At 67.7% G+C, this 17,243-nt stretch carries 18 protein-coding genes; 12 read left to right on the top strand and 6 right to left on the bottom strand.

Translation table 11 applies throughout. From position 1 onward, the window contains the following. Positions 1-29: 29 nt before the first annotated feature. Genes FB468_RS04545 through pepN form a run of 3 tightly spaced genes read right to left on the bottom strand, consistent with a single transcriptional unit; the run spans position 30 to position 4,011 of the window. On the bottom strand, positions 30-503 hold the full coding sequence (locus tag FB468_RS04545) for a globin (RefSeq protein WP_141886287.1): 474 nt from the start codon (positions 501-503) through the stop codon (positions 30-32). Next, positions 500-1,426, bottom strand: a complete 927-nt coding sequence (locus FB468_RS04540; RefSeq protein ID WP_141886286.1) for a mechanosensitive ion channel family protein — start codon at positions 1,424-1,426, stop codon at positions 500-502. The genes FB468_RS04545 and FB468_RS04540 overlap by 4 nt, the downstream gene beginning before the upstream one ends. Continuing rightward, entirely contained in the window at positions 1,426-4,011 is a 2,586-nt protein-coding gene (gene pepN / locus FB468_RS04535) for an aminopeptidase N (protein WP_141886285.1), read from the bottom strand. The genes FB468_RS04540 and pepN overlap by 1 nt, the downstream gene beginning before the upstream one ends. Before the next feature lie 90 nt (positions 4,012-4,101). Here pepN and FB468_RS04530 point away from each other — a divergent pair, with 90 nt between their 5' ends. Continuing rightward, on the top strand, positions 4,102-5,061 hold the full coding sequence (locus FB468_RS04530; protein WP_141886284.1) for an aldo/keto reductase: 960 nt from the start codon (positions 4,102-4,104) through the stop codon (positions 5,059-5,061). Positions 5,062-5,274: 213 nt separating this feature from the next. On the opposite strand, the gene FB468_RS04525 is transcribed toward FB468_RS04530, so the two are convergent. Beyond that, complete coding sequence (locus FB468_RS04525; RefSeq protein ID WP_141886283.1) at positions 5,275-5,961, bottom strand: DedA family protein; 687 nt, start codon at positions 5,959-5,961, stop codon at positions 5,275-5,277. Positions 5,962-6,028: 67 nt separating this feature from the next. Between FB468_RS04525 and FB468_RS04520 the strand changes: the two genes are divergently transcribed. From FB468_RS04520 to FB468_RS04510, 3 genes are read left to right on the top strand one after another with little or no spacing between them, the layout of a single operon-like run. Next, entirely contained in the window at positions 6,029-6,649 is a 621-nt protein-coding gene (locus FB468_RS04520; protein WP_141886282.1) for a DsbA family protein, read from the top strand. A 10-nt stretch (positions 6,650-6,659) separates the two neighbouring features. After that, complete coding sequence (locus FB468_RS04515) at positions 6,660-7,151, top strand: ribose-5-phosphate isomerase (RefSeq protein ID WP_141886281.1); 492 nt, start codon at positions 6,660-6,662, stop codon at positions 7,149-7,151. 2 nt (positions 7,152-7,153) lie between these two features. Further along, positions 7,154-8,200: an Fpg/Nei family DNA glycosylase gene (locus FB468_RS04510; protein WP_141886280.1), complete on the top strand. Its 1,047-nt coding sequence runs from the start codon at positions 7,154-7,156 to the stop codon at positions 8,198-8,200. 287 nt (positions 8,201-8,487) lie between these two features. Here FB468_RS04510 and FB468_RS04505 read toward each other — a convergent pair whose 3' ends face one another. Then, positions 8,488-8,796 (bottom strand): hypothetical protein, encoded by a 309-nt coding sequence (locus FB468_RS04505; RefSeq protein WP_141886279.1) that lies wholly within the window; start codon positions 8,794-8,796, stop codon positions 8,488-8,490. A gap of 51 nt (positions 8,797-8,847) precedes the next feature. Next, positions 8,848-10,962 (bottom strand): RecQ family ATP-dependent DNA helicase, encoded by a 2,115-nt coding sequence (locus tag FB468_RS04500; RefSeq protein WP_141886278.1) that lies wholly within the window; start codon positions 10,960-10,962, stop codon positions 8,848-8,850. Positions 10,963-11,069: 107 nt separating this feature from the next. On the opposite strand from FB468_RS04500, the gene FB468_RS04495 reads away from it, so the two are divergent. The 8 genes from FB468_RS04495 (at position 11,070) to rdgB (ending at position 17,198) form a co-directional block, all read left to right on the top strand. Then, positions 11,070-11,987: a helix-turn-helix domain-containing protein gene (locus FB468_RS04495; protein ID WP_141886277.1), complete on the top strand. Its 918-nt coding sequence runs from the start codon at positions 11,070-11,072 to the stop codon at positions 11,985-11,987. Positions 11,988-12,066: 79 nt separating this feature from the next. Then, entirely contained in the window at positions 12,067-12,615 is a 549-nt protein-coding gene (locus FB468_RS04490) for a dihydrofolate reductase family protein (RefSeq protein ID WP_141886276.1), read from the top strand. Between the two features lie 248 nt (positions 12,616-12,863). After that, the gene (rplS, locus tag FB468_RS04485) at positions 12,864-13,211 is read left to right on the top strand and encodes a 50S ribosomal protein L19 (protein WP_141886275.1); all 348 of its coding nucleotides are present in this window, start codon (positions 12,864-12,866) and stop codon (positions 13,209-13,211) included. Between the two features lie 123 nt (positions 13,212-13,334). Next, positions 13,335-14,039 carry a signal peptidase I gene (gene lepB / locus FB468_RS04480; RefSeq protein ID WP_141886274.1) on the top strand — a complete coding sequence of 235 codons (705 nt, stop codon included), beginning with the start codon at positions 13,335-13,337 and terminating at the stop codon, positions 14,037-14,039. Between the two features lie 13 nt (positions 14,040-14,052). Continuing rightward, entirely contained in the window at positions 14,053-14,733 is a 681-nt protein-coding gene (locus tag FB468_RS04475; protein WP_211359083.1) for a ribonuclease HII, read from the top strand. A gap of 76 nt (positions 14,734-14,809) precedes the next feature. Continuing rightward, complete coding sequence (gene murI / locus FB468_RS04470) at positions 14,810-15,658, top strand: glutamate racemase (RefSeq protein WP_141886273.1); 849 nt, start codon at positions 14,810-14,812, stop codon at positions 15,656-15,658. Between the two features lie 148 nt (positions 15,659-15,806). Further along, complete coding sequence (rph, locus tag FB468_RS04465; RefSeq protein WP_141886272.1) at positions 15,807-16,541, top strand: ribonuclease PH; 735 nt, start codon at positions 15,807-15,809, stop codon at positions 16,539-16,541. Positions 16,542-16,601: 60 nt separating this feature from the next. Continuing rightward, positions 16,602-17,198, top strand: coding sequence for an RdgB/HAM1 family non-canonical purine NTP pyrophosphatase (rdgB, locus tag FB468_RS04460; protein WP_141886271.1), 597 nt, complete (start codon positions 16,602-16,604; stop codon positions 17,196-17,198). Positions 17,199-17,243 lie beyond the last annotated feature (45 nt).

Raw genomic sequence — 17,243 nt, 5'->3', positions numbered from 1 at the left:
CAGCCCAGCCCAGCGGGGGAGCACCGCCGCTATTCGAATCGGTTGACCATTGCGAGCGCCGCGCGCTCGATGTAGTCGCGGAACGCGGCGTCGTGCATTGGCGGCAACTCGACCTCGTCGAGTGCGACGTGCATGTGCTTCAGCCACCGCTCCTTCGCGTCGGGGGTGACTGGGAACGGTGCGTGCCGCATCCGCAGTCGCGGGTGGCCGCGCTCCTCCTGGTACGCCGACGGGCCGCCCCAATACTGCTCGAGGAACGCCTGGATACGCCAGGTCGCGCCCTCCCAGTCGTCCTGCGGATACATCGGCGCGAGCACCTCGTCCTCACGAATACCGCGGTAGAAAGCGCGCGCGATCCGCTCGAACGTCTCGGTGCCGCCGACCTGCGACCAGACGGTGTCGGTGACGGCGTGGCCGGTCTCACCCTGACGGAGCGTGAGGCGCGGGGCAGGGGGCTGCTGCTCGCCGCCGGCATCTGCGGGCGGCGTCGGTGCGTCGGTCATACTTCTCCCTTGGGAAGGCGGGGGAGCTCATCGGAGAGCCGGATGCCCTCCTTCGCGAACGTGCGGCGAAGCTCTGCTCGAATGCCCCGCTGCACCTCCCATTGTGCCTCTGGCCGCGTGCGGATGGCGAGTCGGAGCGTCGCGCGGTCCCCGAAGACGCTCTCGAGGCCGAGCACCTCGGGCTCGCCGGTGACCTTGCGGGCGAACTGATCTGAAGAGAGCAGGTTGCGCGCCGCAGAGATGGCGACCTCTGAGACGTGCTCGAGATCCTGCTTCGCGTCAACGGTGATGTCCACGAGCGCGCGACCCCACCCCTGCGAGGAATTTCCGAGCGTGAGAATCTCGCCGTTGCGAATAAACCACAGCGTCCCGTCAAGCGCGCGCACCTTCGTGACGCGGATCCCGACTTCCTCGACAGTGCCCGTGATCTGCTCGACGGTGACGACGTCGCCGACGCCGAGCTGATCCTCAAACACCATGAAGATGCCGTTCAAGACATCCTTCACGATGTTCTGAGCGCCGAACGCGAGCCCCGCCGCGACGATACCCGCCGAGGTGAGCACCGCGCCGAGATCGACCTGCAGGCGGCCGAGGATCAGGATCAGCGCGATGACCGCAACGGTCCACGTAACGACTGCCCGCCCGACTGAACCGAGCGTGCGGGTGCGCTGCACGGCGCGCGCGTGAATATACGGCGCGGCGCGCATCTCTGACGTGGTGTCGACGTTCTGCGAGCGCTTCACGCCGCGCACGATCTGCGTGACGGTGCGGTTGAGTACCCGCAGCAGCACCCAGTTCACGATGACCGCGGCGACGATGATGCCGACGATCCAGAGCGGGGTCGCCCAGGCGTGGAGGAAGTCGACGAAGGCGTTTCCTACCGCCTCCGTGACCTCCTCCGTGCCTGTCTGGGTGAGACGCATTAGGCCCTCGCGTCAGCCGCCTGGGCAACGAGTGCCCGCTCGACGCCTGCGAGGTGCTCGACGATGAGGCGGCGAAGCGCTGCTGGCGCTTCCGCGTTCGCCTCGAGCCACGCGGCGGTCGCGCGACGCAGCTCATCGTTCGCGAGCGGCGAGGGGTAGAACCCGTCGATGAGCTCCTCGGCGATCGCGTAGCTGCGCGACTCCCACACTGGAAGCAGCTCGGCGAAGAAACGCTCGATGTAGGGCGTGAGTAGCTCGCGATCCTGCGCGCGCAGGAAGCCGAGGCCGGTCGCGCGGACGATCGCGTTCGGCTTGCCAGCCTCTGCCCAGACCGAGGCCCACGCTGCGGCCTTGTCGTCGGCGGTAGGGAGCGCGGCGCGCGCGTGCGCTGCCGACTGGTTGCCTGTCGCGGTGCGGTCGTCGGCGAGTGCGGCGTCGATCTCAGCGCCGGTCGCGCGGCCGCCGGCAGCGAGCGAGATGAGCAGCTCCCAGCCGAGGTCGGTGTCGATGTCGAGCCCGGTGAGCGGGGTGCGCTCCTCAAGCAGCGCGAGCACCTGGTCGAGCTGCGCGTCGGTGCCGGCGAGGCTCGCAAACGCCTTCACGAACTGGAACTGGTTGTCCGAGCCCGCCTCAGCCGCGAGGGCGAGTTGCCAGAGCGCGTCGGCGGCCTTCTCGAGCGTCGCCTCGCGCTTCGCGGGCGCGACGTAGCTCGACGCCGAGAGCACGAGCTGCTGGATCACGGTGCGCAGCACGGTCGAGTTCGTCTCGCCGGCGACGTGCGCGAGCACGATGTCCACGAAGCGGCTCGCGGGGAACTCGCCGTCGCGGGTCGCGTCCCAGAGCGAGCCCCAGACGAGCGAGCGGGCGAGCGAGTCCTCGATCTGGCCGAGCTGGGTGCTCGCGGTTTCGAGCGAGCGCTCGTCGAAGCGGATCTTCGCGTACGAGAGATCCTCGTCGTTGAGCAGCACGAGCGCGGGCTGCTGGGTGCCGACGAGTTCGGGAACGTTGGTCGACGCGCCGTCGACGTCGAGCTCGAGCCGCTTCACGCGAACGAGCTTGCCCTCCTGCTCCTCATAGAGGCCAACCGCGATGCGGTGCGGGCGAATCGTCGGGTAGTCGGCTGCCGCAGTCTGCGTGATCGCGAAGGTCTCGAAGTTTCCTTCGGCGTCGACCGTGAACTCGGGGCGAAGCGTGTTCACGCCAGCGGTCTCGAGCCACTTTTTCGTCCAGTCGCTGAGATCGCGGCCGCTGCGCGCTTCGAGCTCGACCATGAGGTCGGGCAGCTCGGTGTTCGAGTGGTTGTGCTTCACGAAGTAGTCGTGCACGCCCTGCATGAACGGTTCGCGGCCGACCCAGGCAACGAGCTGCTTGAGCACCGAGGCGCCCTTCGCGTAGGTGATGCCGTCGAAGTTCACGAGCACGTCTTCGAGGTCGCGGATGGGCGCCACGATCGGGTGGGTCGAGGGGAGCTGATCCTGCCGGTACGCCCAAGACTTCTCGCTGCCGACGAACGTCGTCCAGCTGCCGGTCCACTCGGTCGCCTCGGCGGTCGCGAGCACCGACATGTACTCGGCGAACGACTCGTTGAGCCACAGGTCGTTCCACCAGCGCATCGTGACGAGGTCGCCGAACCACATGTGGGCGAGCTCGTGCAGGATCGTGACGACGCGGCGCTCGCGCATCGCGTCGGTCACCTGGCTGCGGAAGACGTACGCCTCGGTGAAGGTCACGGCGCCGATGTTCTCCATCGCACCCATGTTGTACTCGGGGACGAAGAGCTGGTCGTACTTGTCGAACGGGTACGGGTAGTCGAACTCGGTCTCGAAGAACTTGAAGCCCTCGCGGGTCTTGTCGAAGATGTAGTCGGCGTCGAGGTACGGCGCGAGCGACTCGCGGCAGAATACGCCGAGGGGGATGACGCGGCCGTCGGTGCTCGTGAGCTCGCCGCGCACCTCGCGGTACGGGCCGGCGATGAGCGCCGTGATGTAGCTCGACATAACCGGGGTCTTGCCGAACGTCCAAGTCGCGATGTCCTGCTCAGCCCAGTCAGCGCCCTGCGCGCCGGCCTTCGTGCCCGCCGGGGTCGGCTCGGGCGTGGGCTGATTCGAGACGACCTTCCAGCGCGCCGGCGCGGTGATCGTAAACTGGAACGTCGCCTTCAGGTCGGGCTGCTCGAACACGGGGAACATGCGGCGCGAGTCGGGCACCTCGAACTGCGAGTACAGGTAGACCTCGCCGTCGGCGGGATCCTCGAACCGGTGCAGACCCTCGCCCGTGTTCATGTAGCGCATCGTCGAGCGGATGCGCAGCGTGTTCTCGGCCGCGAGGTTCGGCAGCTGGATGCGTGAGTCGGCAAACAGCTCAGCCGGGTTGAGCTCTGCGCCGTTGAGCTCGATCGACTCAACCGAGTCGGCGATGACGTCGATGAAGGTCGCGGCGCCGGCGGTTGCATCGAAGCGGACGGTGGTGTCAGCCGCGAAGGTCTCGGGGCCCGTCGTGAGGTCGAGCGCGACCTCGTAGCTGTGGCTCGTGACGATGCTTGCCCGCTCCTGAGCTTCGACGCGGGTGAGGTTTGTTCCTGGCACGGTACTCCTTGTGCAAAGTAAGAACTATCAGTGATTGGCTCAAGCCTAATCCCGTAGCCAATGAGACGGCTGACGAAATATGGTTGGTCTATGACTCGTGCACTCGGAAGCTCGTCCATCGTCGTCTCTGCAACCGGCCTCGGCTGCAACAACTTCGGGCGGCCGGGCTCGAAAACCGAGGGGCAGGAAGGCACCGACGCCGTCATCCACGCCGCGATCGATGCCGGAATCACGCTGTTCGACACGGCCGATCTCTACGGCTACTCGTTCGGAAAGAGCGAGGAGATGATGGGGCGTTCGCTCGTCGGCCGGCGCGACGAGATCGTGCTCGCAACGAAGTTCGGTTACCCCGAGTCGGGCGCGCCGTACGCGGGGGCGCGCGGCTCGCGCGAGTTCATCCGCGCGTCGATCGAGGGCTCGCTGACGCGCCTCAAGACCGACCGCATTGACCTCTACCAGCTGCACATGCCCGACACCGACACCCCCATCGCTGAGACGCTATCGGCTCTCGATGAACTTGTTCGCGAGGGCAAGGTCCTCGCGATTGGACACTCGAACTTCTCCGCCGAGCAGATGGAGGAGGCGGCGCGCGTCGCGGCGGAGCTCGGGGTGACACCATTCGTCACCGCTCAGAACGAGCTCAGCCTCGTGAACCGCGAGACCGACATCTCGGTGACGCCTGCCGCCCGCAAGCTCGGGCTCGGGCTGCTCCCGTTCTTCCCGATCGCGAACGGGCTGCTCACCGGCAAGTTCACCCGCGACCACTTCCCGGCCGACTCCCGCATCATGCGCCAGCGAGCGCACGTCGCCGAGGGCGCGAACTGGGACGCGCTCGACGCGTACCGTGCGCTCTGCGAGGGTTGGGGCGTCTCAATGCTTGAGGCGACCTTCGGGTGGCTGCTCACGCACGAGCCGATCTCGAGCGTCATCGCCGGCGCGACGACACCCGAGCAGGTGCGCCAGAACGCGGCGGCGGGGGAGGCGTTCAGGCCCACGCCCGAGCAGATCGCGCAGATCGAGGCGCTCTTCCCGCGGCCCGCAGCCGCGTAGCGGGCGCACCTCCGCCCGCCAACCACCCCTCCGCGCCCGCCCCGCGCCCGAAGATCCTCCGCGCACCCACTGTCCCTCCGCGCCTGCCCAGCGCCCGAAGCTCTTCCGCGCGCCCACTACCCCTCAAATATTCGGTTCTCACTCAATTGCGCGCAGCATTTGAGTGACAACCGGGAATTTGAGTGGGAGGGGCGGGCGGCGCGCTCGCCGCAGCTAGCCCTCTGCGCTCGCCGCAGCCTTGTCCTCTGCCCACGCGGCGCGGAAGGCGGCCATGCGGCGGGTCTGGATCCTGCGCCCGATCCTCGTCGAGATGAACTCCACCAGCAGGCCGATCACGAACGCGGTGACGAGCCCGAGCAGCAGCGCGAGCAGCGGGTGGCTGCCGAAGATGTTGCCGAAGATCGCGCCGATCGCGATCGAGTACGTCGCCCAGAAGACTGCGGCGAACGCCGCGGCGATCGAGAACTTCCATGCGGGGTACCTCGTCGTGCCGGCCGCGAGGTTCACCGCGGTGCGCCCGACGGGAATGAACCTGCCCGTCATGATGAGGATCGGCCCGCTGCGCCTGATGGCGCGCCGGGCCCAGGCGAGCGTCCGCTGCGCGCGCTTGCCGTTCAGCCACTTCGGATTGCGGGCGCCCAACTTGCGGCCGATCCAGTAGACCATCTGGTCGCCGGTGAAGGCGCCGACCGCCGCGATGACCCCGAGCAGCCAGAGAGTGTGCGAGTGATCCGCGACGACTACGGTGGCGACGGCGATGATCACCGACTCTGAGGGAACAGGCGGGAAGATCGCGTCGATGATGCAGAGCGCGAGAACCACGAGCAGCACCCACGGCGACTCCACGGTCGCGAGAGCGAACGCCTCGATCGCGTTTGTCACCCATTCCCAGATGCCCAAGCGGCCCCCTTTAGCTCTGCCGGCCGACGCCGATTTGCTCTTGCAGCAAACAGCCTAGAATCAGCACATGGGAAATACGCCGAGAGTTGAGTTCTATTTCGATCCGATCTGCCCCTGGTGCTGGATGACCAGCCGCTGGGCGCAGGAAGTGTCTGAGGCTCGCGGCTTCAGCATTGTGTGGAACCCGATCAGCCTGAAGATCATCAATGAGGGTAACTCCGATGACTCGCACGCTGAGCACCACGCGGCGGGGCACCGTTTCGGCCGTGTCGTCGAGGCCGCGCGTGTCGCAGCTGGCGAGGGGGCGGAAGGCGATGCGGTCGTCGGCAAGCTCTACACCGAAATCGGGACCCGCGTTCACCCGGGCGGACGCATGGACGTCGAGGAGATTCTTGCCGAGTCGCTTGCTGCCGTAGGGCTCGACGCGGGCCTCGCGGCCGCCGCCGACTCTGACGAGAGCGACGAGCAGCTGCGCGCGAACACGACCCACGCTCTCGACATCGCGGGCCCCGACGTTGGTGTGCCGATCATCTCGATCGACGGTGTCGCCTTCTTCGGCCCCGTTGTGTCGCCCGCGCCGACAGGCGACATGGCGCTGAAGCTCTGGGATGGTATCGCGGCAGCCGCGAGCGTGCCCGGGTTCTACGAGCTCAAGCGCGGGCGCACCGTTGGCCCGCAGTTTGGCTAGGCTTAACCTCATGCGTATTCACGTCGCCACCGACCATGCCGGCCTTGAGTTCAGCCAGCAGCTGCAGCAGCATCTGCGCGACCGCGGATTCGAGGTGATCGACCACGGGCCCGCCGAGTATGACGCGCTCGACGACTACCCGTCGTTCTGCATCAACGCGGCCCTCGGCGTCGCCCGTGATGAGCGTGACGGCGTTGAGGCTCTTGGAGTTGTCTTCGGCGGCTCGGGCAATGGCGAGCAGATGGCAGCGAACAAGGTGCAGGGCATCCGCGCCGCGCTCGTGTGGAACGAATCGACGGCGTCGCTCGCGCGCGAGCACAACAACGCGAACGTGATTTCGATCGGCGCGCGCCAGCACGAGGTGGCTGACGCGATCAAGTTCATCGACCTGTTCATCGACACCCCGTTCCCCGGTGACGAGCGCCACGTGCGCCGCATCGGTCAGCTCGGCGAGTACGAGCAGACCGGCGCGATCGCCGGCAAGCAGGTCGACAGCCTGTAGCGATGCCTGAGGGTCATTCCGTACACCGAATCGCAAGGCAGTTCGCGGCGAACTTTGTGGGCTCGGCACCTGAGGTGTCGAGCCCACAGGGGCGCTTCGTTGAGGGCGCGGCCGAGCTCGACGGGCGCAAGATGCTCGATGCGCGCGCGGTCGGGAAGCAGATGTTTCTCGAGTTCGAGGGCGACCTGTGGCTTCGGATCCACCTCGGCATCTACGGCGCCTGGGACTTCTCTGGTGAGGTGAAGGTCGACCCGTCGATCCAAATCCACGGTCAGACGCCGGGCCATTCGAAGCTCGGCCAGACCGGTGAGCACATTGGCAGCGGCACGAAGGGCAGCGACGCGCTCCGCGACGCCAAGTCCGCTGGGGGAGACACACCAGTCGACAGTCTCGGAGAGGACTCGATCACCTCGATCGGGGCTCCCCGTCGCACACGCGTGCGCATGGCCGAGGCTGACAAAGAGGGCGACCTGCTCGATTCGTTCCCGCCCGAGCCGGTCGGCGCGGTGCGGGTGCGGCTGCTGAACGAAACGGTGTGCGCTGACCTGCGCGGGCCGACGGCCTGCGAAGTGCTCACTCCCGCGGAGGTCGACCGGGTGATCCAGCGGTTGGGGCCCGACCCGGCGAACGCCGATGGCCCCGAGGAGCGCAAGCGCTTTGTCGAGCGCGCGGGCAAGAAGAAGACCGCGATCGGTCTTGTGCTCATGGATCAGGCAGTGGTCGCCGGCATCGGCAACGTCTACCGTGCCGAGATGCTGTTTCGTGCGGAGCTTGACCCACACACCCCGGCGAACACGCTCGACCGAACCGTGCTCGAAGAGCTGTGGGACGACTGGGCGCACCTGCTTGAGATCGGCATCACCGTCGGCCAGATGATCACGATCGATGGCCTCGTCGGCGATGCGTACCAAAAGGCCCTGGTCGATCGCGACGAGCGACACTGGGTGTACAAGCTTGAGGGAACGCCGTGCAAGCGCTGTGGTGCGAACATCAAGCTTGAGGAGATGGGTAACCGCAAACTGTACTGGTGCCCGGGCTGCCAGACCTGACGCACACCTCTGCTCGGGGCTCGGGGCTCTGGGCTCGGAGTTTGTGCGTCGAACTCGGGGTTTCGTGTGTCACGGTGCGCAGCTTGAACGCCGCAAACACCCCAAATTCACGCGAGCACCCGCAATTTTGCCCAAAAGTGATGTGCTCTGGAGAAATTGGCGTGTCCTGGGCGTGAGGCGACGCGCGGCGGGCGGCGGGCGGCGTGCGGCGTGAGGCGACGCGCGGCGGGCGGCGGGCGGCGTGCGGCGTGAGCCGGCGTGCGTGCCGGGCGGCAGCGAAGCGCCCGCTAGAAGTCCTGCCCGCCCGCCCCGACAAGAGCGAGGTAGGCGTAGTGCACGTAGGGAAGCGCGAAGTTCACCACGGCGATCGCTCCGACCACGAGCGTCACGAATGCGAGCGAACCGGCGATGCCGAGCCCCCAAGCCGCGAGCTTTGTGCGCCCCTCGAGCGGCCCGGTGGTCGTGGCGGTCGGGGCGTCGATGCCAAGCTCGTGCAAGCCGGGGTCAACGGCGCCAAGCCCGGAACCCGGCACAGCGGCCTGTTCTGCGCCCAGCGCCGAGTCTCGCTTCGTGTCCTGCGTAGCCGTGCTCTCCATGCCTGCAGCCTAACGCGCTGAGGTGTGCAAAGTCACGGAAACCGCGTGCCGCTAGCCGACCGACGCGAGCGCGAACGGCAGCACCTGCTGCGCCCCAGCCAACCGGAGCTCGCGCGCCGCGACCGTGAACGACCAGCGGCTGTCTACGAGGTCGTCGATGAGTAGCAGCGGGCCGGGAGCTCGCGCCACGAGCGCGGCAAGCTCGGGTCCAACCTCCCACCGCCCCCACACCGATGCGAGCCTGAACGCGCTGTTGCCGCCGGGCCCCGTCGCGGGCCGGCCGTCTGCGAAGTCGAGCGTGCCGAGGAACGGCAGCTTGCCGCGCTCGGCGATCGCCGCGGCGGTGCTGCTGATGAGTGTCGGCCGGCTGAGCGAGGGCATCGCGACGACCCCGACGGGGCGCGCCTCCCATGGCCAGTCGCGCAGCGTAGTCAGCACCGCGCCAAGCAGCGGCTCCGGGATTACCCGGTCTGGTGCCCCGCTCGCGAAGATCTCGCGGAGCGTGCCGCCCCACCCCAGGTCAGTGAGGCGCGCGACAACGCGCCCAGCCTCGGCCCGCTCATCCTGCGCGATGCGCCCGCGGACGTTGACCCCGCGCCTGTCCGCGCCGGTCGGCCACTGCCCGCGCGGTTCGATCGGCACGCCAGCCTGCTGCAACCTGCTCGTCGCCCGCGCTGCTGCCTCGCCGGTCACCTCCGTCGGATACCAGGGGCCCGCACACACGTCACAGCGCCCGCAGTCTGCCGCCGTCGGGTCGTCGAGCTCACGCTGCAGCTCGGCCATACGGCAGGCCTCGCCACGCTCGTAGCGCAGCATCGCAGATTGCTCGGCCTCGCGCGCAGCGGCGATGCGCCTGTAGCGCTCGGCGTCGTACTCCCACGGGGCGCCGGTCGCCGTCCAGCCACCCGACACGCGGTTCACCGCGCCGTCAACGTCGAGCACCTTGAGCAGCAGGTCGAGCTGCGTGCGCCGCAGGTCAACCCGCGCCTCGAGCGCCGGCGTCGAGAGCGGGGGCGAATCGGGCGCGCCGAGCGCCTCAATCACCGCGTGCGCGCGCTCAGGATCAGGCATAGACGCCGTCGCGAAGTAGCTCCAGATTGCGGCGTCTTCTGCACCAGGCAGGAGGAGCACGTCGGCGTGCGCGGTGCCGCGGCCCGCACGGCCGACCTGCTGGTAGTAGGCGACGGGGGAGGAAGGGGCCCCAAGATGGAGGACGAAGCCCAGGTCTGGCTTGTCGAAGCCCATGCCGAGGGCACTCGTCGCGATGAGCGCCTTCACCTCGTTGTTCTTGAGCGCCGTCTCGAGCCGCGCGCGCTCCTCGGGGTCGGTGCGGCCGGTGTACGCCGCGACGTCGTAACCTGCATCGCGCAGGAGGAGCGCGGTGTCTTCCGCGGCCGAGACCGTCAGGGCGTAGACGATCCCGCTGCCGGAGAAGCCGCCCAGGTGCTGCACGAGCCAGGCGAGCCGCGCATCGGCAGAGGGCAGCCGCAGGCACCCGAGCCGCAGCGAGTCGCGCGCGAGTGTGCCGCGCAGCGTGAGGACATCGTCGCCCAGCTGCTCGGCGACGTCATCGACGACGCGGGCGTTGGCGGTTGCGGTCGTCGCGAGCACGGGCACGTGGCGCTCCAGGCCCGCAAGGAGCGCCGCGATGCGGCGGTAGTCTGGGCGGAAGTCGTGGCCCCAGTCTGAGATGCAGTGCGCTTCGTCGATCACCATGAGGCCCATGCGGGCGAGGATCGACGGCAACTGGGTGTCGCGGAAACGCGGACTATTGAGCCGCTCGGGCGACACGAGCAGCACGTCAACTTCGTCGCGCGCGAGACGGCCCTCGATCTCCTCCCATTCCTCAGCCGTCGCCGAGTTGATCGCCGCGGCGCGCACACCCGCGCGTTCGGCCGCAGCGACCTGGTCGCGCATGAGCGCGAGTAGCGGAGAGACAAGCAGTGTCGGCCCAGCGCCGCGGGCGCGCAGCAGTGCGGTCGCGACGAAGTACACCGCCGACTTCCCCCACCCCGTGCGCTGTACGACGAGCGCGCGCCTGCCTTCGTCGACGAGGGCGCTGATGGCCTCGAACTGGCCGGGGTGAAAATCGGCGTCGGCGGCGCCCGTGAGCTGGCGCAGCACCGCAAGGGCCTGTGTGCGGGTGGGGGTGTCGAGATTCGCCATGCCTCGATCCTCTCAGGTGCCGCAGACATTCGCCTCTGCGCCCGCGGGCAGTATGACTGCGCAAGATCGGTCATGCGCGGCGACGATCGAGGGGTCAGACTAGATCCATGACCACATCCGAGCCCGATCGCCTCCGCGAGCTCCTCGATGCCGTGCTCGACGAGTCAAACCGCACCCTCGACGACATGGCGGGCGCGGCGCATGCCTCGCGGTTCCACTTCGCGCGCCAGGTCTCGGCGGCCGCGGGGGAGTCACCCGCCGCCCTTCGCCGACGCGTGCTCCTGGAGCGGGCGGCCTGGCAGCTGCGCGACGGGGCGAGCGTGCTCGGCGCGGCGATCGCGGCAGGCTACGACTCCGCTGAAGGGTTCAGCAGGGCGTATTCGCGTGCGTTCGGGCACCCGCCGAGCGAGCACGCGGCGGGCCACTGGTTGCCGAGCGCGAACGGAATCCACTTCCACCCGCCAATGTCGATTTGGATCGAAGAACGCAATGCCCCTGCGAGTCCGATCCTTGAACAGCAGTTGCTGCACGATGCGGATGACTCGGCCGAGTTGCTCGCGTTCGCCGCGACGTTACCGACACAGGCCGTGACGCGTGCGCAGCGGCCAGGTCAGCGCGTGCTCGACTGGGCGGGCGAGGAGTCGAGCATCGCCGCGGTGCTCGCCGGTCTCGTGTTCGCGAAAGAGACCTGGCTTGCCGTGCTCGACGGCCGCACGGCCCCAACGCCCGTTGCGCTCGGTGCCCCGCGCGTGATGGCCGAACTCGCGGAACGAAACGGTGTCGCCTCTGCGGCGTGGATCGCCAAGGTGCGTGAGATTGCGCGCCGCGGAGCGTGGCAGGATCGCGTGATCGACGCGCTGTGCGTGCCGCCCGAGAGCTTCCAGCTCAGCGGCGTCGTCGCGCATGTGCTGCACTACGGGGCGCACCGGCGTGAGCTCGTGCGCGGCATGCTCGCAGAACACGGGCTCGAGCGTGACGCTGGCGATCCGATCCTCTGGCTTCGAGCCCGCCGCGGGGAAGCGTAGCGCCAAGACCGCGTGGAAGCGTAGCGGCCAGCCCGCGGGGTATTCCCACCACCATTGACCACTCTCGAAAGGACACATCATGTCTCGCCTTATCTACTACGTTGCCTCGTCACTTGACGGGTTCATCGCCGACGAGCACGACTCACTCGACTGGCTGCTTTCGCAAGAGCAGGCGCCCGGCGGCGGGAACGACTACGAGTCGTTCATCGCGAACATCGGCGCGATTGCGATGGGCTCCACCACCTACGAGTGGGTGCTGGCGAACGGTGGCTGGGGCTACGAGATGCCGGCCTGGGTGCTCACGACGCGTGAGCTTGCGGTGCCCCCGGTCGCGGAGGGCGCTGCCGCTGCCGACGTGCACTTCGCACACGGACAGGTCACGGAAGTGTACGAGGCGATGCGTGAAGCCGCCAGGGGCAAGGACCTCTGGGTCGTGGGCGGCGGTGACCTGGCCGGCCAGTTTGCTGACGCGGGCCTCCTCGACGAGGTGCACCTCTCGATTGCGCCCGTGACGCTCGCGGGCGGGCGGCCGCTGCTGCCGCGCCGCCTCGACCTCGAACTCATCGAGCACAGCACGAACGGGGCGTTCTTGACTGCGCGCCACCGGGTTCGTCGCCAGGGCAATTAGCGGCATAGCGCCCGGCACGGCGCCCTGCCTAGCGCCCGGCATTGCGCTCTCCACCGCGCACGGCTCAGCCCGTGGCCCGACCCTAGACCTAGCAAGCGCTGCCGTCATCCCCTCGGATGTGGCATAATAGATCCTTGTGCCACGGTGCGAATCTGCCGCGAGGGGTCCGCACACACCGTGAATGCACGCAAATTCTTTGAACATTTATTCCGCGTACCGACTTGCGGCGGGCGCAGAGAGAGATCATCATGCAGAAGCTCGACCACGTCGATGCCCCGTCGCTCAAGAGCGACATCCCCGATTTCCGCGCAGGCGACACCGTCAAGGTTCACGTGAACATCATCGAGGGCAACCGCTCGCGTGTTCAGGTGTTCCAGGGCGTTGTTATCTCGCGTCACGGCGAGGGCGTTCGCGAGACCTTCACGGTTCGCAAGATCAGCTTCCAGGTGGGCGTGGAGCGTAAGTTCCCCGTGCACTCGCCGACGATTGAGCAGATCGAGGTAGTCTCGCGCGGTGACGTTCGCCGCGCGAAGCTCTACTACCTCCGTGGCCTCACCGGCAAGAAGGCGAAGATCAAGGAGAAGCGCGACGCGTAAGCGTTCAGCTTTTTCTGTTCAGGCCCTCCGCCGCTTCACAGGCTGGGGGCCTGAACTGTCGGTACTGTTAGTTTTGCCGTGCGCGTTCCGCACGCGGTCTGCGACAAAGAATGTGAGTCAGATATGAGCGAGACTGCGGAGCGGCGCCGGGGAGGCCTGCTGGGCTTCCTCAGGGACCTGATCATCATTTTGGTCGTTGCTTTCCTCATCTCCTTCTTGCTGAAGAGCTTCCTCGTGCGAAGCTTCTACATTCCGTCGAGCTCGATGGAGCAGACGCTGCAGGTGAACGATCGCATCCTCGTGAACCAGCTCGTACCGAACGTCGTTGACGTGAAGCGCGGCGACGTTGTCGTGTTCCGCGACCCGGGCGGTTGGCTCTACCCGAAGGCGATGGCGACGACACCGAGCCCGTTCGAGAAGGCGCTCCAGGCCGTGGGCCTCGCGGCTGACACGACTCACGACTATGTCGTCAAGCGCGTCATCGGCGTGGGCGGTGACCGCGTGACCTGCTGCGACGCGAACGGCCGCATTGAGGTGAACGGCGTACCGCTCAATGAGCCGTACATCGTGATCCCGGAGGGCAAGACCCGCGCCTCCGACATTGACTTCGACGTGACGGTTCCCGAGGGGTCCGTTTGGGTGCTCGGTGACAACCGCTACGCGAGCAAAGACTCGCGCTACAACCAAGATCAGCCTGGCAAGGGGTTCGTCGCCGAGTCCGAGATTGTCGGCCGCGCATTCCTGCTGAACTGGCCGCTCGAGCACTTTGGCTGGCTGTCACGCCCCGACGCGACGTTCACGGGCGTCGACGAAGCCCGCGCCAACTAGCACCGCGAAGTCCGTGCCAACTAACGCCCCCGCGAAGCCCGCCGTCAGCACCGCGAAGCCCGCCATCAGCAAAGACCCGACTCTCGAGTTTGAGCTCGCCGAGTTCGCGCGCGGCATCGAACTCGTGATCGGACTCGACGAGGTGGGGCGCGGCGCCATCGCAGGCCCCGTCGCGGTCGGGGCCCACGCGCTCGTCACGGGCGTTGAAAGCTTTCCGGAGGGCCTCCGCGATTCGAAGCTGCTGAGCGAGAAGAGACGCGAGTCGATCGCACCGGCCGTCGAAGCGTGGGGGACCGGCGCCGTTGGGTTCGCCTCCGCCGCTGAGATTGACGAGCGCGGCATCACCGCCATGCTCGGGGAATCCGCCCGCAGGGCTCTGCTTGAGCTGCACCAGGCCGGCATTGCGGTTGATCGCGCGCTGATCCTGCTCGACGGATCGCACGACTGGCTGAGCCCCGTGCTGCGTTCGCCGCTTAACGTCGTCACCCGGGTGGGGGCGGATCGCGCGTGCGCGAGCGTGTCTGCGGCGTCAGTGCGCGCAAAGGTCGCTCGTGACGCGGTTATGCGGGAGGCCCACGATCGGTTCCCGCACTACGCATGGGCGTCGAACAAGGGGTATGGGGCGGCCGCCCACTACGCAGGCATCGCCGAACACGGGCTCACCGAGTTCCACCGCAAGACCTGGGTGAAGTAGCGACCTGGCCGGGGCGCAACGCGATTCCCAGCCGCCAGAATAGGAGCGATTCGGCCCAGCCGCTAAGCTTGAATCCGTGAGTACCCGCACGATTTCCGCTGAGGCTCCCATCGGAGTATTCGACTCAGGCGTGGGGGGTCTCACGGTTGCGCGAGCGATCCGTGACCAGCTGCCGAACGAATCGATCCTGTACGCAGCCGACACCGCGCACACCCCCTACGGGCCGCGCCCCATCGAAGAGGTGCGCCGGCTGGCGCTCGAGATCCTTGACGGCCTCGTCGAATCCGGCGTGAAGATGCTCGTCATCGCCTGCAACACCGCGTCAGCCGCAGTGCTTCGCGATGCCTACGAGCGCTATGACGTGCCCGTGGTCGAGGTGATCGGCCCGACCGCGCGGAGCGCCCTGTCGATCACCCGGAACGGCAAAGTCGGTCTGATCGGGACGACGGCGACGATTGAGTCTGGGGCGTACAACGCCCACTTTGCTCAACACCCCGAGGTGACGCTCAGCTCGCAGGCGTGCCCGCGTTTTGTGGAGCTCGTCGAAGCGGGCCAGACGAGCGGCGACGAGACGCTGCGCGTCGCGGAGGGCTACCTGCGCCCGCTCATCGACAAGCAGATCGACACGCTGGTGCTCGGCTGCACGCACTACCCGTTCTTGCGCGGCGCGATTCGCCAGGTCGTCGGGCCCGACGTCGCGCTCGTCTCGAGCGACATCGAGACCGCCAACCTCGTCTTCGAGAAGCTCACCGAGCGGAGCCTCCTTCGCGACCCCGCGGCCGGGCCCCCGAGCATTCGGTACGAGACGACGGGCGGCGACACGAGCGAGTTCGTGCGGCTCGCGCGGCGCATGTTGGGCATCGGCGGCGACACCCTCGACCCGCTGGTGCGCGGGAAGTCGCGCGACGCGCCGGAGGCTCCCTGAGTCGCGCTCTCAGAGCCTGCCGCGCACACGGGTCTCCCGGTGAATCAAGCGGAGCAGGATCCAGAGCAGCCCACCGCCCCAGCCCCGACCGCGGCGCAGCCCAGCACGCCGCAGCCTATTTGACCCACACCCCACCTTCGGAGGAAACATGACCGAGAACACTCGAGTAGACGGACGCGCGCCTGGAGCGATGCGCGAGGTGACTATCGAGCGCGGCTGGAGCGCGCAGGCGGAGGGGTCTGCCCTCATCTCCTTCGGCAACACGAAGGTGCTCTGCACGGCTTCGTTCACCCCGGGCGTTCCCCGCTGGCTCATGGGCAAGGGCACCGGCTGGGTGACCGCCGAGTACTCGATGCTGCCGCGCTCAACGAACGAGCGCATGCAGCGCGAATCGGTCCGCGGCAAGATCGGCGGCCGCACCCACGAGATCTCACGCCTGATCGGGCGTAGCCTCCGCGCGATCATCGACACGAAGGCCCTCGGAGAGAACACCGTCGTGATCGACTGCGACGTGCTCCAGGCCGATGGCGGTACCCGCACGGCCTCGATTACCGGCGCCTACGTCGCGCTCGCTGACGCTGTCGAGTGGGCCCGCTCGAACGGGCACATCGCGCGAAACGCGAAGCCGCTCATCGACACCGTCTCCGCGGTCTCGGTCGGCATCGTGAAGGGCCTTCCCGTCAGCGACCTCAACTACATCGAGGACTCGAGCGCTGAGACCGACATGAACGTCGTCGTGACCGGTGCCGGCGACTTCGTCGAGGTGCAGGGAACAGCCGAGGGCGCGCCGTTCAACCGTGCCGAGCTGAACTCGCTGCTCGACCTCGCCCTCGTCAGCACGTCCGAGCTCGCAGCGCTGCAGACCGCGGCCCTCGCAGAGTAACCGTTTCGCTTGGGGCCGCTGCCCTGACGCGGCCCGCCAGTTTCACCGATGGAGTCACACATGACACGCACAGTTGTTCTCGCCTCGCACAACGCCAACAAGCTCGTCGAGCTTCGGGCGGTGCTTGAGCCACTCATCCCCGGCATCGAACTCGTCGGCTACGACGGCCCCGAGCCTGTAGAGGATGGCCTGAGCTTTGAAGCGAACGCGCTGCTCAAGGCGCGCGCTGCGGCGGCGCACACGGGTCTGCCCGCGCTTGCGGACGACTCGGGAATCGCCGTCGAGGTGCTCGGCGGCAGCCCCGGCATTTTCTCGGCGCGCTGGGGCGGGCACGCTCGCGACGATAGGGCGAACGTGAAGCTGCTGCTCGAGCAGCTCTCTGACATCGCCGAGGAGCACCGCGCCGCCGGTTTCGTCTGCGCCGCGGCACTCGTTACCCCCGAGGGCCAGGAGGTGTGCGAGCTCGGCGTCTGGCAGGGCGCGCTCCTCACCGAGCCCGTCGGTGAGAACGGCTTCGGGTACGACCCGATCTTCTTGCCGGAGGGTGAGCGCCGCTCGGCTGCGGAGATGCGGCCCGAGGAGAAGAATCTCGTCTCGCACCGCACGCGGGCGTTCACGCAGCTCGCACCCGCAATCGCGGAGCTGTTCTCGGAGTAGCGGCCGAGCGATACACTCAGCACAGAATCGTTGAAGCGCCCCGAG

The sequence above is a fragment of the Leucobacter komagatae genome (assembly GCF_006716085.1).
Classification (GTDB): Bacteria; Actinomycetota; Actinomycetes; order Actinomycetales; family Microbacteriaceae; genus Leucobacter; species Leucobacter komagatae.
This window is presented reverse-complemented; position numbering and strand designations above follow the sequence as displayed.

Bases quoted from the DNA above. Each gene is read 5' to 3' on its own strand.
- FB468_RS04500 (WP_141886278.1), bottom strand. From the start codon at position 10,962: ATGGCGAATCTCGACACCCCCACCCGCACACAGGCCCTTGCGGTGCTG.
- FB468_RS04515 (WP_141886281.1), top strand. From the start codon at position 6,660: ATGCGTATTCACGTCGCCACCGACCATGCCGGCCTTGAGTTCAGCCAG.
- lepB (WP_141886274.1), top strand. From the start codon at position 13,335: ATGAGCGAGACTGCGGAGCGGCGCCGGGGAGGCCTGCTGGGCTTCCTC.
- rdgB (WP_141886271.1), top strand. From the start codon at position 16,602: ATGACACGCACAGTTGTTCTCGCCTCGCACAACGCCAACAAGCTCGTC.
- FB468_RS04510 (WP_141886280.1), top strand. From the start codon at position 7,154: ATGCCTGAGGGTCATTCCGTACACCGAATCGCAAGGCAGTTCGCGGCG.
- FB468_RS04490 (WP_141886276.1), top strand. From the start codon at position 12,067: ATGTCTCGCCTTATCTACTACGTTGCCTCGTCACTTGACGGGTTCATC.
- FB468_RS04540 (WP_141886286.1), bottom strand. From the start codon at position 1,426: ATGCGTCTCACCCAGACAGGCACGGAGGAGGTCACGGAGGCGGTAGGA.
- FB468_RS04505 (WP_141886279.1), bottom strand. From the start codon at position 8,796: ATGGAGAGCACGGCTACGCAGGACACGAAGCGAGACTCGGCGCTGGGC.
- rplS (WP_141886275.1), top strand. From the start codon at position 12,864: ATGCAGAAGCTCGACCACGTCGATGCCCCGTCGCTCAAGAGCGACATC.
- FB468_RS04530 (WP_141886284.1), top strand. From the start codon at position 4,102: ATGACTCGTGCACTCGGAAGCTCGTCCATCGTCGTCTCTGCAACCGGC.
- rph (WP_141886272.1), top strand. From the start codon at position 15,807: ATGACCGAGAACACTCGAGTAGACGGACGCGCGCCTGGAGCGATGCGC.
- FB468_RS04495 (WP_141886277.1), top strand. From the start codon at position 11,070: ATGACCACATCCGAGCCCGATCGCCTCCGCGAGCTCCTCGATGCCGTG.
- FB468_RS04545 (WP_141886287.1), bottom strand. From the start codon at position 503: ATGACCGACGCACCGACGCCGCCCGCAGATGCCGGCGGCGAGCAGCAG.
- FB468_RS04520 (WP_141886282.1), top strand. From the start codon at position 6,029: ATGGGAAATACGCCGAGAGTTGAGTTCTATTTCGATCCGATCTGCCCC.